The organism is Pseudomonas sp. RU47, assembly GCF_004011755.1.
Lineage (GTDB): Bacteria > Pseudomonadota > Gammaproteobacteria > Pseudomonadales > Pseudomonadaceae > Aquipseudomonas.
In genome coordinates this window covers 2,469,101-2,482,455 of sequence record NZ_CP022411.1, presented here as the reverse complement: position 1 = coordinate 2,482,455, position 13,355 = coordinate 2,469,101, and the positions used below count along the sequence as shown (strand labels likewise).

The window sequence follows — 13,355 nt, the reverse complement described above, 5'->3', positions numbered from 1 at the left end:
CTTTCGCGAGCAGGCTCGCTCCCACAGTGTGCGGCGCGGTTTAAGTGTTCAAGATGCCAGACCGATCACCTGGTCCTCATGCATCTGCTGCAACAACGCCAGCCCACTGTCCATGAACGAAGCGCTCGTCGACTGCCCGGCCTCTTGCGCCAGACCTTGCAACTGCTCACGCCCTGTCAGCGGTGCAAACTCGGTGATGCGCTGCAGCAACCGCCAGGCCAGCGGACTCAACTCGGAAAACTTCACACTCCAGTCCGCCGCACGCCGCACCAGCAAAAACGTCGGTTGGTCCGGTGGCGTGGCGGGCTGATGGTTTGGATCGAGTTCATGCACCGGCCACGCATACGCCAACGGCCAGGCCAGTGCCGAGATCTGCAACGGGCGTTCCAGCAACAGCGCCGGATCGGTCGCCGGCAGCGCCTGAGCATCGGACTGCTGCAAAACCATCTCGACCCATTCGTAATGCGCCAGCTCCAGCAAAAACGCCGGCCACTCACCTTCGCGCATTACCTGCGGTGGCGTGGCCAGATAGTCGAGAAACGTCTCGGCAATCTCGCCAAACTTTGGGGTCTGCGCCCGCCAGTCGCGCAAAAAGCCGCGCACCAGCAGACCCCAGCGTTGCTCACCGATGATCCGGATCAACACCGGAAACGTGCCGCTCAACAGTTGCGATACGTTGTTGAACACCAGATCGCGATAGACGTTGACCCGCGCCGCGTTCATGTCGGCCGGTGGCGATTGATGCTCGGGGTCGCGCAAATATCGGGTCAACGCCTGTTGTTGCTGCATCAGGTTATCCACGAAGGCTACCCTCCGCTTGCAAGTGGCGAATGGTCTGCAACTCGACGACCAACTCGGAAAACGCCGGAAAGTTGAAATCCCGCTCGAGCAGCGTTGGCTGCGCACCAAACCGCGCATAGGCCTCGGCCAGCAGCGACCACACTGCCGGTTTTACCGAGGCACCGTGGGTGTCGATTTTCAGCGTATCCGACTCATCGAAATGCCCGGCCACATGCATGCCGACCACCCGGCCCGGCTCGATAGCGGCGAGAAACGATTGCGGATCGAAGCCGTGGTTGATCGCATTGACGTACACGTTGTTGACGTCCAGCAGCAGGTCACAACCGGCCTCACGCAGCACGGCGTTGGTGAAAGTCACTTCATCCATATCCTGACGGGGGGCGGCGTAGTAGGAGACGTTTTCCACGGCCAGACGCCGACCGAGAATGTCCTGAGCCTGACGGATTCGCGCGGCGACGTGGTGCACTGCCTCTTCGGTGAACGGCAATGGCAGCAAGTCGTAAAGATGCCCGTCATCACTGCAATAACTCAGGTGTTCGCTGTACAGCGGCACGTTGTAACGATCGAGAAACACTCGGACTTCCTGCAAGAAGCTGACATCCAGCGGTGCCGACCCGCCAAGTGACAGCGACAAGCCGTGACAGGACAACGGGTAGCGCTCGGCCAGCTCACGCAACGCCGCACCGAGGGCGCCGCCGACGCCGATCCAGTTTTCCGGGGCAACTTCGAGAAAATCGAAATCGCCGGTGCGGGCAGCTTGCAGGTCTTTCAGCAAGCCACGGCGCAGGCCGAGGCCGACGCTGGGTTGCGTTGATGATTGAGGAATTTGCATGGGGAAACCTCGATGGATGGGTCTACCCAGTGGAGTCGACGCCTGTATCACGGCTGTGTACGCCCACCCGGACAATTGCCGCCCCGTGTATCCCCCAGCCACCGCGATACACAGTGATACACGCTCCCACCCGAATTTTCGCTGTTCACAAAGACAGCGCCAGCCCCGGACCGGGGCTAGACTCCTTTATTACCCAGTCGAGGGGGACGCAGGACGTCAGCCGTGCCCTGCTCAACTCCGTGACCACCGCCCGGTGGCGCACGCCTCGACCTTCGACGCCGCCGGACCGTGATCCTGTTTCAGGAGCACACATGATGGACGAGGCGAAGCTCAACCAATTCATGGGCAAACTGGTCAACGACATGGGCGGCGCGGCGATGCTGGCCAATGTCATCGTCGGCGAAGAACTCGGCTTGTACCGGGCAATGGCCGACAGTCAGCCGATCAGTGCCGATGCCCTCGCGGCGAAAACCACCTGTAACCCGCGTCTGGTGCGCGAATGGCTTAGCGCCCATGCGGCCTCCGGCTACATGGAGCACCGCGACGGCCAGTTCCGTTTACCGGAAGAGCAGGCCCTGGCGCTGGCCGTCGAAGACTCGCCGGTCTACGTCGCCGGTGGCCTTGGAGTGGTGGCGTCGTTTTTCCACGACAAGGACAAACTGGTCAAAGCCATGCGCGGCAACGGCGCCCTGCCCTGGGGTGATCACCATCCGTGCATGTTCACCGGCACCGAGCGGTTCTTCCGGCCGGGTTATAAAGGCCACCTGATCGCCGAATGGCTGCCGGCGCTGGACGGTGTGGTGGCCAAACTGGAGGAAGGCGCCAAAGTCGCCGATATCGGCTGCGGCCATGGTGCGTCGACGGTGATCATGGCCCAGGCCTATCCCAACTCGCGCTTCGTCGGCTACGACTATCACGCGCCCTCGATCACTGTCGCCACCCAGCGCGCCGAGGAAGGTGGGGTCAGCAGCCGGGCGAAGTTCTTTCAGGGTTCGGCGAAGAGCTACCCCGGCAACGACTACGACCTGATCTGCTATTTCGACTGCCTGCACGACATGGGTGACCCGGTCGGCGCCGCGCGTCACGCCTATGACTCGCTGAAAGATGACGGCACGGTGTTACTGGTCGAGCCATTCGCCAACGACACGCTGGACGACAACATCAACCCGGTCGGACGCCTGTTCTACGCGGCCTCGACGTTTATCTGCACACCGAACTCGCTGTCGCAGGAAGTCGGCCTCGGCCTGGGTGCGCAGGCGGGGGAAATGCGTTTGCGCAAAGTGTTTGTCGAGGCCGGGTTCAAGCACTTCCGCCGGGCCACGCAAACACCGTTCAACCTGATTCTGGAGGCACGCAAGTAACCCGCGCGGGTCGCGTGCTAACCTGCTGGCAACGTCCTTCTCCGGAGCGCTGACCATGCTCGACAGCCCGACCCGCGAACACCTCGACACCTTGCAAGAGGTGATGGCCGATGGCGACTTCCTCGTGCTGACCGGGGCCGGTATCAGCACGCCGTCGGGCATTCCGGATTACCGCGACAGCGACGGTGTACGCCGTGGCCGACAACCGATGATGTATCAGGAGTTTCTGGCCGCCGCCGAATCACGCCGCCGCTACTGGGCGCGTGCGATGCTCGGCTGGCCGAGGGTGCGTCAGGCGCAGCCGAATGCGGCTCATGAGGCATTGGCCGGTTTGCAGCGCCATGGCCTGATCAGCAACTTGATCACCCAGAACGTTGACACCCTGCACGATCAGGCCGGCAGTCAGGATGTCATTGAGCTGCACGGCAGCCTGCATCGCGTTCTGTGTCTGGATTGCGGTCAGCGCAGCGAGCGCGACTCGATTCAACAATTGATGGAACGGCAAAATCCGTATCTGGCCGGGGTCGATGCCGTGCAGGCACCGGATGGCGACACCCTGCTCGACCCGGCGTTCGAGGCGCGTTTTCAGGTACCGCACTGTCCGCATTGCGCCGGCGAGCGGATGAAACCGGACGTGGTTTTTTTCGGCGAGAACGTCGCACAAGCCACGGCGGCAAGGGCGATGGCGGCGGCGGAAAATGCGGCGGGGATGTTGGTGGTGGGGTCTTCGTTGATGGCGTATTCGGCGTTTCGTTTGTGCCGGGTGATTGCCGATCGTGGCAAGCCGTTGATTGCGATAAATCTGGGCAAGACCCGGGCGGATGATTTGCTGGATTTGAAGATTGAAGCGTCGTGTGAACAGCTTTTGCCGTTGTTGGTGGAAGTGCTGGATCGGTGAGTTGCTGCACTTTGTGCTCGACTCAGGACCCAGGCCCCTCACCCTAGCCCTCTCCCAAGGGAGAGGGAACTGACCGTGTTGTTCTCAAGCAATACGTCGACCTGAAAATTTCGAGTCGAACTCAGGATTTGAGAAATCCCCAATTGGCTCCCTTTCCCCCTCGCCCCCCTGGGGGCGGTCCGACGTTTCGGGAGGGTTGGGGTGAGGGGGTAGATCTCACAGTCGCCCCAGATCTTCAGCCTTGAGAATATCGAACAACGCCTGCGCCGCTGCCGACAGTTCATTGCCCGGCTCGGTCAGCACACCAATCGCCCGCTCCACCGAGTCGTCCAGCGTCAGGCAATGGGCGCCCAGTTCTTGCATCTGCTCGGCACACAACGCCGGGACGGCGCTGACGCCCAGACCGCTGGAGACCATGCGCCCGACGGTCGCCAATTGATGGCTCTCAAACTCCACCGGCAACTTCATGCCGCGGGCCTGCAAGTGCTCTTCGAGCATCACCCGCACCGTCGAGGGCCGCTGCAAGGTGATAAACGGCTCCTGAAGCAACGTCTGCCAATCGATCTCAGCGCGCTGGGCCAACGGCGAATCCTTCGATACCACCGCAACAAAGCGATCCATGTACAAGGGCGTGAACGTCATCGCCGTGTTTTGCATCGGCTCGAACGCCACGCCGAGTTCCACCTGACGATCACGAACCATCTCCAGCACTTGCTCGTTGATCACGTCATTGACCGTGACGTTGACGTTCGGATAGCGCGCGCGAAACGTTTTGAGGATCGGCGGCAGCAGATTACCGGCAAACGACGGCATCGCCGCCAGCGTCACTCGCCCGCGCTGCAAGCTGAAGCGCTGGCGCATTTCGTCTTCGGCGTTGTCCCAGTCGGCAATCAGCCGCCGGGCCAGTGGCAGCAGCGATTCGCCTTCTGCGGTCAGCCCCACATTGCGCGTGTTGCGGCTGAACAGGCGTCCGCCCAGGCCCTCCTCCAGCGCTTTGATGGTCAGGCTCAACGCCGATTGCGACAGGTGCAGACGCTCGCAGGCCACGGCGAAACTCAAGCTCTGGGCGACGGCGAGGAAGGCGCGGATCTGTTTGATGGTCATACTGAAGCCTCAGGATCGTCGGTGATGATCGTTCCCACGCTCTGCGTGGGAATGCAGCCCGTGACGCTCCGCGTCACTGGACGCGGAGCGTCCCTAGAGGCATTCCCACGCAGAGCGTGGGAACGGTCAAGCGTTAAGCGACAAGCCATAACGCGATTATTGAGCTTTATCAATCAATCGACCTTAAAAATCAACTTAACAAATATATCCTTCAGCGCGACACTCCAACCATTCGGCTAGCCAGCCGCCCGCAAATAATAAAAGAGGTGCATATGGCAGGTTTCGACAAGCGCGTGAGTTCCTACGAGGAAGCCCTGGCCGGGCTTGAGGACGGCATGACCGTCATCGCCGGCGGCTTCGGTCTGTGCGGCATTCCGGAAAACCTGATCGCCGAGATCAAACGCAAAGGCACCCGCGACCTCACCGTCGTCTCCAACAACTGCGGCGTCGACGGTTTCGGCCTCGGCGTACTGCTCACCGATCGCCAGATCAGCAAAGTCATCGCCTCCTACGTCGGCGAAAACAAGCTGTTCGAAGAGCAACTGCTCAAGGGCGACATCGAAGTCATCCTGACCCCGCAAGGCACCCTCGCCGAGAAGATGCGCGCAGGCGGCGCCGGCATTCCGGCCTTCTTCACCGCCACCGGAGTCGGCACTCCGGTCGCCGAAGGCAAGGAAGTGCGTGAGTTCAAGGGTCGCAAGTACCTGATGGAAGAATCCATCACTGGCGACTTCGCCATCGTCAAAGGCTGGAAAGCCGACCACTTCGGTAACGTCGTCTACCGTCACACCGCGCAGAACTTCAACCCGCTGGCCGCCACCGCCGGCAAGATCACCGTGGTTGAAGTCGAAGAAATCGTCGAACCCGGCGAACTCGACCCCTCGCAGATCCACACCCCGGGCATCTACGTCGATCGGGTCATTTGCGGCACGTTCGAAAAACGCATCGAACAGCGCACCATCCGCAAATAATTCAGGCTGACGGAGAATAAAAAATGGCACTTTCCCGCGAACAAATGGCTCAGCGCGTCGCCCGCGAAATGCAGGACGGCTTCTACGTGAACCTCGGCATCGGCATTCCGACCCTGGTCGCCAACTACATTCCCGAAGGCATGGAAGTCATGCTGCAATCGGAAAACGGCCTGCTCGGCATGGGCCCGTTTCCGACCGAAGACACCATCGATGCCGACATGATCAACGCCGGCAAACAGACCGTAACCGCGCGCATCGGCGCGTCGATTTTCAACTCCGCCGAATCCTTCGCGATGATCCGGGGTGGCCATGTCGACCTGACCGTGCTCGGCGCGTTCGAAGTGGACGTCGAAGGCAACATCGCCTCGTGGATGATTCCCGGCAAACTGGTCAAGGGCATGGGCGGCGCGATGGATCTGGTGGCTGGCGCCGACAACATCATCGTGATCATGACCCACGCATCGAAGGATGGTGAGTCCAAGCTGCTCGCCAAATGCAGCCTGCCGCTGACCGGCGCCGGTTGCATCAAGCGCGTGCTGACCGACCTCGCGTACCTGGAAATCGAAAATGGCGCTTTTGTCCTCAAGGAACGCGCACCTGGCGTCAGCGTCGAGGAAATCGTCGCCAAAACCGCTGGTAAACTGATCGTCCCGGATCACGTACCGGAAATGCAGTTCGCTGCCCAGTGAGGAATTCGAAAATGCAAGACGTCGTAATTGTTGCCGCCACGCGTACCGCGATCGGCAGTTTCCAGGGTTCCCTGGCCAGCGTTTCCGCCGTTGATCTGGGCGCGGCGGTGATCCGCCAGCTACTCGAGCAGACCGGTCTGGACGGTGCGCAGGTTGATGAAGTGATCATGGGCCAGGTGTTGACTGCCGGCGCCGGCCAGAACCCGGCGCGTCAGTCGGCGATCAAGGCTGGCTTGCCCCACGCCGTACCAGCGCTGACCCTGAACAAAGTGTGCGGCTCGGGCCTGAAAGCCCTGCACCTCGGCGCACAGGCGATCCGTTGCGGCGACGCTGAGGTGATCATCGCCGGCGGCCAGGAAAACATGAGCCTGTCCAACTACGTGATGCCGGGCGCACGCACCGGTCTGCGCATGGGCCACGCGCAAATCGTCGACACCATGATCAGTGACGGTCTGTGGGATGCGTTCAACGATTACCACATGGGCATCACTGCCGAGAATCTGGTCGACAAATACCAGATCAGCCGTGAGCAGCAGGATGCCTTTGCGGCAGCCTCGCAGCAGAAAGCCGCCGCCGCGATTGAAGCCGGCCGCTTTGTCGATGAGATCACCCCGATCCTGATCCCGCAGCGCAAAGGCGATCCGGTGGCGTTCAAGGTTGATGAGCAACCGCGTGGCGACACCACTGCCGAATCCCTGGCGAAACTGCGTCCGGCTTTTAAAAAGGACGGCAGCGTCACCGCCGGTAATGCTTCGTCGCTGAACGACGGCGCTGCTGCGGTCATCCTGATGAGCGCCGAGAAAGCCAAAGCCCTCGGCCTGCCGGTTCTGGCGAAAATCGCCGCCTACGCCAACGCAGGCGTTGATCCAGCAATCATGGGCATCGGCCCGGTGTCGGCCACCCGCCGCTGCCTCGACAAGGCTGGCTGGAACATCGACCACCTTGACCTGATCGAAGCCAACGAAGCGTTCGCCGCACAATCGCTGGCGGTGGCCAAAGATCTGCAATGGGATCTGGACAAGGTCAACGTCAATGGCGGCGCCATCGCCCTCGGTCACCCGATCGGTGCATCGGGTTGCCGTGTGCTGGTGACCTTGCTGCATGAAATGATCAAGCGTGATGCGAAGAAGGGTCTGGCGACCCTGTGCATCGGCGGCGGCCAGGGTGTGGCGCTGGCGCTGGAACGCGTTTAACCCAGGGTTCAACGGTGAATGGCGGATCCACGACATCCGCAGCTCGCTGGCAACAAAAACCCGGTGCGACTTGCGTTGCACCGGGTGTTTTTTTGCCTGTTCGAAATGTGCGTTGAATGTTCCGGCCCTATCGCGAGCAGGCTCACTCCCACATTTTGAGATGCGTTCCCCTGTGGGAGCGAGCCTGCTCGCGAAGGGGCCAGCCCGGCCAGCGAAAATCTAAGGCTTACGCAGCAAGTACGTATCCATGATCCACCCATGCTCCGCCCGCGCCGCCTTGCGCACCCGCTCGATCTCATCCGCGACATCCGCCAGCCTGCCACTGATCAGAATCTCGTCCGGCGTGCCCAGGTACGCGCCCCAGTAAATCTCGGTCTGCCGATCCGCGACGTGGTGATACGAATCTTCAGCATCGAGCATCACCACCAGACTGTCCGCATCACTCACCTGCCCGGCCGCCAAACGCCGCCCGGTGGTGATTTCAATGGAACGGCCGATCGTGTTCAGCGGCACCTTGTGCTGCGCCGCCAATGCCTGAACGCTGGTGATCCCGGGAATTACGTCAAACTCGAAGGCACAGGTGCCCGAGGCCAGAATGGCCTGGAGGATGCGCACGGTGCTGTCGTACAGCGCCGGGTCGCCCCACACCAGGAAACCGCCGCACTGGCCATCAGACAATTCGTCATTGATCAGCCGCTCGAAGGTCTGCTGCTTGGCACGGTTCAGCTCATCGACACTGGCCGTGTAGTCGACATCGCCGCGCTCGCGTTCCGGGCTGTGGGCTTCGACGAAGCGATAGTCGGGGTCGTCGATGTAGCGCTCACAGATCTCACGGCGCAGGTCGATCAGTTTGTCTTTGCTCTGGCCTTTATCCATCAGGAAGAACACGTCGACCTGATTCAGCGCCTTCACGGCCTGCATCGTGATGTAGTCGGGATTACCGGCACCGATGCCGATCACCAGCAGTTGTTTCATCAACGTGCTCCTTTAACGTCCAGGCCCGGCAAGCGTAGCCGCCAACGCCCGGTGAAGCGCAGTTCGACCATCGACAATGGTTCGACATCAATGTCATGAAACGCGGTGCCGCGCATCACGTGGATCAGCGCGGCGCGGATGACAAACGGATGCGTCACCGCCACTACATGCCCCGGCGTGGCTTGCAGGCTGGTCAGCCACTGCGCCACGCGTTCACACAACTGCGCCACCGACTCACCACCATGGGGTATGGCGTGGGGATCTTCTAGCCAGGCATGCAGCGCGGCGGCTTCCGAGCGTTGCAGGGACTTGATCGACAGCCCATGCCAGCGGCCCCAGTCGCAATCGCGCAGCGCCTCTTCAATTTGCGCATCCGCACCAAACCATGCCGCCGTCTGTTGCGTGCGCAATTCCGGCGCGCAAATCAAGCGCCGCGAGGCATCGAAACGGTCGGCCAGAGATCCTGGCGCCAACCCACTATTTTCAACAGGTTCATTCGTAGGAAAACACGCCAATTTCTGTGCGACGGTTCGTGCATGGCAAATCAATGTCAAACGAGTGGTCTGCACAGGGATCGCTCCGGTAGGCCTTCATGAAAATCAACGGCGCCAAGCCGTTCTGTGGGCAATTGTGCCGTAAACCGGGGGTTGCGGGGCTTCTGGATCGCCACGGCAAAAAACGACAACGCCAGGAATACGGCAATATCTGACAGCGTTGTGGGCAATGGACTACAAGCGCGATCGAATTACGTGTAGCCCTTGTTACACGGGCATCTCGCTCCATTCTGGAGCCTTTTCAACACACTGAAAAATTCACTAGACATGTAACGTCAGTTACATAAATACTGTTTTAACGGATTATGAAGCGAATTCAACACCCTCCATCCAGCAGGAGCCCGGATGCCCCCTCTCAGAGACCTGATCACCGACCCCGGCCTGGATCTTACGCCGTCGGAGCGCAAAGTCGTTCGCGCCTTGCTGGATCAGTACCCACGTAACGGTCTGGGGCCGATGGCGCGTCTGGCCGAACACGCCGGCGTCAGCGATCCGACCATTGTGCGGCTGGTAAAAAAACTCGGCTTCGGCGGTTATGCCGAATTTCAGGATGCCCTGCTCAGCGACATGGATCATCGTCTGCGCTCGCCGCGTACGCTGTTGCAACCGCGCGCCCATCAGCACAAGGACGACGCCTGGAGCCACTATCTGGGCGACAGCCATCGCCTGCTGGTCGAAACCCAATCGCTGACCCAACCCGAAGACGTGCGCATTCTCACCGACTGGCTGCTCGACGCGCGGCATCAGGTTTATTGCTTCGGCGGGCGTTTCAGCAGCCTGATGGCCACTTACCTGCTCAATCACTTGCGCCTGCTGCGCCCCGGTTGCTTCGCTCTGGAAGACAACGCGCAACTGCCCGATCGTCTGTTCGATCTGCAACGCCAGGACGTAGTGCTGGTGTTCGATTATCGCCGCTACCAGACTCAGGCCCTGCGCGTCGCCAGTGCCGCGAAGAACAACAACGCCCGTGTGGTGCTGTTCACCGACATCTACGCCTCGCCGCTGCGCGAACTGGCCGACCTGATCATCAGCGCCCCGGTCGAATCGGCCTCGCCGTTCGACACCATGGTGCCGGCGCTGGCTCAGGTCGAAGCACTGATTGCCTGCCTGACCCTGCGCACCGAAAACCTCGCCGATCGCTTGGAAGGCATCGATGCCCTGCGCAATGACTTCAACACCCACCTGCTGGAGGATAAATAAGGATGTTCAGCCTTCCCCACCGCTCGCCGCGGGACTTGCCGTTTGTCACCGATCACACCGCGCTGTTGCTGGTGGACATGCAGCGTGCCTGGCTCGAGCCGCAGTTCGACGCGCACCTCAACGGTCCTGAAGCCGAGTATTTCCTGACCCGCGCGCACATGCAGGTAGTACCCAATCAACGTCGCTTGCTCAGCGCTTTTCGCGAAGCGCGGCAGAACGTGCTGCACACCATTATCGAAAGCCTTACCGCGGATGGCCGTGACCGTTCGCTCGATCACAAGCTCTCGGACATGCACCTGCCCAAAGGCAGCGTGCAGGCGCGGATCATTGAAGACCTGAGCCCGGTGGAAAACGAAATCGTCCTGCCGAAGACCTCGTCCGGGGTGTTCAACTCGACCAACATCGACTACGTGCTGCGCAACCTCGAAACCCGCCACCTGATCATCGCCGGCATCGTCACCGACCAGTGCGTCGACATGGCCGTGCGCGACGCCGCCGACCGTGGCTATCTGGTCACGCTGGTCGAAGATGCCTGCGCCACCTACAGCGCCGAACGCCATCACGCCTGCCTGAATGCGATCAAGGGTTACTGCTGGATCACCGACACCGACACCGTGCTCGCCCGCCTGCAGGAGATGCAGCCATGAGCACGCGCCTGACGCCGCTGCCGATGACCACGCTGGTCACCACTGACCTGATCGGCATCACCCGGGGTCGCTCGTTTCCTACTGATGAGCTTGAGCATTATCAGGCCGCCGGTTGCGGCTGGGTGCCAGCCAACAGCGCATTGACGCCGCAGGACATCATTGCTTCAACCAATCCGTGGGGTGCATATGGCGACTTGCGGCTGATTCCCGATCTGAGCAGCCGCGTCACCGTTGGCAACGGCCCCGACGCCAACGCGCCGGCGCTGGATTTCATTCACGGCGATATTCGCGAAACCGATGGCCGCCCGTGGGGCGCCTGCCCGCGCACGCTGTTGCGTGACGAAATCGAACGTTATCGCGATGAACTGGGCTTGCAGGTCAACGCCGCGTTCGAACACGAATTCAACCTGCACGCCGGTTTTGCTGAGCACTTGGCGTTCTCCCTCGAAGCCCAGCGCCAAGGTGCCGAGTTCGGTGGCTGGCTGCTCAGTGCCCTGCGCGCCGGCGGTGTCGAGCCGGAAATGTTTCTGCCCGAATACGGCAAGCACCAATACGAAATCACCTGCCGCCCGACGCTCGGTGTGGCAGCGGCCGATCGCGCCGTCAACGTGCGCGAGATCAGCCGTGAGATCGCCCGGCAAATGGGCCTCGACCTGAGCTTCGCGCCGAAGACCACCGCCGACGCGGTGTGCAACGGCGTGCATCTGCACGTCAGCCTGCTCGATCTGGCCGGTCTGCCGATGCTCTACGACGCTGGTACCAGCAATGGTCTGTCGAGCCTCGGCCAGCATTGGGCGGCGGGGATCCTGCATTACTTGCCGGCTCTGTGTGCGTTTACCGCACCGACTCCGGTGTCGTACGAACGCTTGCAGCCGCATCACTGGAGCGCCTCTTACGCCTGTCTCGGCCAACAGAACCGCGAAGCGGCGCTGCGCATCTGTCCGACCGTGACCCTCGGCGGCAAGCCCGTGGCCAACCAGTTCAACCTCGAATTCCGCGCCATGGACGCCACTGCCTCACCGCATCTGGCCATGGCTGCGCTGCTGATCGCCGGGCGACTGGGTATCGAACAACGCCTCGCGCTGAACGCGATCACCAATGAAATTCCCGATTCACTCAACGACGAGCAACGCAAGGCCCGGGGCATCGTCGCCCTGCCCGCCTCGCTGGCCCAGGCGCTGGATTGCCTGCGCAACAGTGGCGCCTTCACCGAATGGCTGCCCAAGCCGCTGCTCGACACCTACTACGCCCTGAAAACCGAGGAACTGGCGCTGACGGAACAGCTCTCGCCCGCTGACTTGTGTGAGCACTATGCACGCCTGTACTGAATCCGCCGAACTGGGGTTGTACACCCGTCCGGCCTACAACCTGAGCCGCGCCGACTCCACGCACCCGTTGATTCTGGTGTGCGAACACGCCAGCCGCTACATCCCCGAGGCCCTGAACAATCTGGGCCTGGACGCTAGCGCCGCCCGCGAACACATCGCCTGGGACATCGGCGCGTTGCAACTGGCCGAGCAGTTATCGGAAAGGCTCGGCGCCACCCTGTTGAGCGCCAATTATTCGCGCCTGCTGATCGACCTGAACCGGCCACGCCACGCCCCCGACAGCATTCCGGCGCAGAGCGAGATTTATCAGGTGCCGGGCAACCGCGAGCTGGACGAAGCCACCCGCGAATACCGCCGTCAGACCCTGTTCAAGCCGTTTCACGCGCGCTTGCAAACCTTGATCGACGAGCGTGTTGCTCAGGGCCAGGCAGTGCGTGTGGTGGGGATTCACAGCTTCACTCCGGTGTATTACGGCCAGCCGCGACCGCTGGAAGCCGGCGTGCTGTTCGGTCAGGCCAAGGCCTACGCGCAACGTTTGCTCGATGGACTCGGCGAACACCCGCTGAAAGTGGCCGGTAATCAGCCGTACAGGATTGATCCGCTGGGCGACATGACCGTGCCCGTGCACGGCGATGCCCGTGGCCTCGACTCGGTGTTGATCGAGGTGCGCAACGACTTGCTGCGCAGCCCCGAAGCCGTATCGCGCTGGGCCGGATACCTCGCGCCATTGCTGTAATGAAAGACTGCTGACGCTGTAAACGATGGACCGATAACAACTAAAACGACCGACTGGCTGACAAGG

At 61.5% G+C, this 13,355-nt stretch carries 14 protein-coding genes; 9 read left to right on the top strand and 5 right to left on the bottom strand.

The window, feature by feature from the left end:
• Positions 1–48 precede the first annotated feature (48 nt).
• On the bottom strand, positions 49–801 hold the full coding sequence (locus CCX46_RS11340; protein ID WP_127926718.1) for an HvfC family RiPP maturation protein: 753 nt from the start codon (positions 799–801) through the stop codon (positions 49–51).
• Positions 794–1,633, bottom strand: a complete 840-nt coding sequence (locus CCX46_RS11335; RefSeq protein WP_127926717.1) for an HvfB family MNIO-type RiPP peptide maturase — start codon at positions 1,631–1,633, stop codon at positions 794–796. Before CCX46_RS11335 ends, CCX46_RS11340 begins: the two co-directional genes overlap by 8 nt.
• Positions 1,634–1,947: 314 nt before the next feature.
• Here CCX46_RS11335 and CCX46_RS11330 point away from each other — a divergent pair, with 314 nt between their 5' ends.
• Positions 1,948–2,994: a class I SAM-dependent methyltransferase gene (locus CCX46_RS11330; protein ID WP_127930378.1), complete on the top strand. Its 1,047-nt coding sequence runs from the start codon at positions 1,948–1,950 to the stop codon at positions 2,992–2,994.
• Positions 2,995–3,049: 55 nt separating this feature from the next.
• Complete coding sequence (locus CCX46_RS11325) at positions 3,050–3,892, top strand: NAD-dependent protein deacetylase (RefSeq protein ID WP_127926716.1); 843 nt, start codon at positions 3,050–3,052, stop codon at positions 3,890–3,892.
• Positions 3,893–4,108: 216 nt separating this feature from the next.
• Here the strand turns inward: CCX46_RS11325 and CCX46_RS11320 are convergent, their stop codons facing one another.
• The gene (locus CCX46_RS11320; RefSeq protein ID WP_127926715.1) at positions 4,109–4,996 is read right to left on the bottom strand and encodes a LysR family transcriptional regulator; all 888 of its coding nucleotides are present in this window, start codon (positions 4,994–4,996) and stop codon (positions 4,109–4,111) included.
• A 272-nt stretch (positions 4,997–5,268) separates the two neighbouring features.
• Between CCX46_RS11320 and CCX46_RS11315 the strand changes: the two genes are divergently transcribed.
• The 3 genes from CCX46_RS11315 to CCX46_RS11305 are packed head-to-tail and all read left to right on the top strand — an operon-like array spanning position 5,269 to position 7,849.
• Positions 5,269–5,967: a CoA transferase subunit A gene (locus CCX46_RS11315; RefSeq protein WP_007919568.1), complete on the top strand. Its 699-nt coding sequence runs from the start codon at positions 5,269–5,271 to the stop codon at positions 5,965–5,967.
• Positions 5,968–5,990: 23 nt separating this feature from the next.
• Positions 5,991–6,656, top strand: a complete 666-nt coding sequence (locus tag CCX46_RS11310; RefSeq protein WP_016983256.1) for a CoA transferase subunit B — start codon at positions 5,991–5,993, stop codon at positions 6,654–6,656.
• 11 nt (positions 6,657–6,667) lie between these two features.
• Entirely contained in the window at positions 6,668–7,849 is a 1,182-nt protein-coding gene (locus CCX46_RS11305) for an acetyl-CoA C-acetyltransferase (RefSeq protein ID WP_127926714.1), read from the top strand.
• 219 nt (positions 7,850–8,068) lie between these two features.
• Here the strand turns inward: CCX46_RS11305 and cobF are convergent, their stop codons facing one another.
• A complete protein-coding gene (gene cobF, locus CCX46_RS11300) occupies positions 8,069–8,824 on the bottom strand; it encodes a precorrin-6A synthase (deacetylating) (protein ID WP_127926713.1) in 756 nt (251 codons plus the stop codon).
• Positions 8,824–9,393, bottom strand: a complete 570-nt coding sequence (locus CCX46_RS11295; RefSeq protein ID WP_127926712.1) for a histidine phosphatase family protein — start codon at positions 9,391–9,393, stop codon at positions 8,824–8,826. Before CCX46_RS11295 ends, cobF begins: the two co-directional genes overlap by 1 nt.
• A 330-nt stretch (positions 9,394–9,723) precedes the next feature.
• Here CCX46_RS11295 and CCX46_RS11290 point away from each other — a divergent pair, with 330 nt between their 5' ends.
• The 4 genes from CCX46_RS11290 to CCX46_RS11275 are packed head-to-tail and all read left to right on the top strand — an operon-like array spanning position 9,724 to position 13,289.
• Positions 9,724–10,578, top strand: a complete 855-nt coding sequence (locus CCX46_RS11290) for a MurR/RpiR family transcriptional regulator (protein WP_016983252.1) — start codon at positions 9,724–9,726, stop codon at positions 10,576–10,578.
• Positions 10,579–10,580: 2 nt separating this feature from the next.
• Positions 10,581–11,225 carry an isochorismatase family cysteine hydrolase gene (locus tag CCX46_RS11285; protein ID WP_127926711.1) on the top strand — a complete coding sequence of 215 codons (645 nt, stop codon included), beginning with the start codon at positions 10,581–10,583 and terminating at the stop codon, positions 11,223–11,225.
• On the top strand, positions 11,222–12,553 hold the full coding sequence (locus CCX46_RS11280) for a glutamine synthetase (RefSeq protein ID WP_127926710.1): 1,332 nt from the start codon (positions 11,222–11,224) through the stop codon (positions 12,551–12,553). The genes CCX46_RS11285 and CCX46_RS11280 overlap by 4 nt, the downstream gene beginning before the upstream one ends.
• Positions 12,537–13,289, top strand: a complete 753-nt coding sequence (locus tag CCX46_RS11275) for an N-formylglutamate amidohydrolase (RefSeq protein WP_127926709.1) — start codon at positions 12,537–12,539, stop codon at positions 13,287–13,289. Before CCX46_RS11280 ends, CCX46_RS11275 begins: the two co-directional genes overlap by 17 nt.
• The last annotated feature ends 66 nt before the right edge of the window (positions 13,290–13,355 follow it).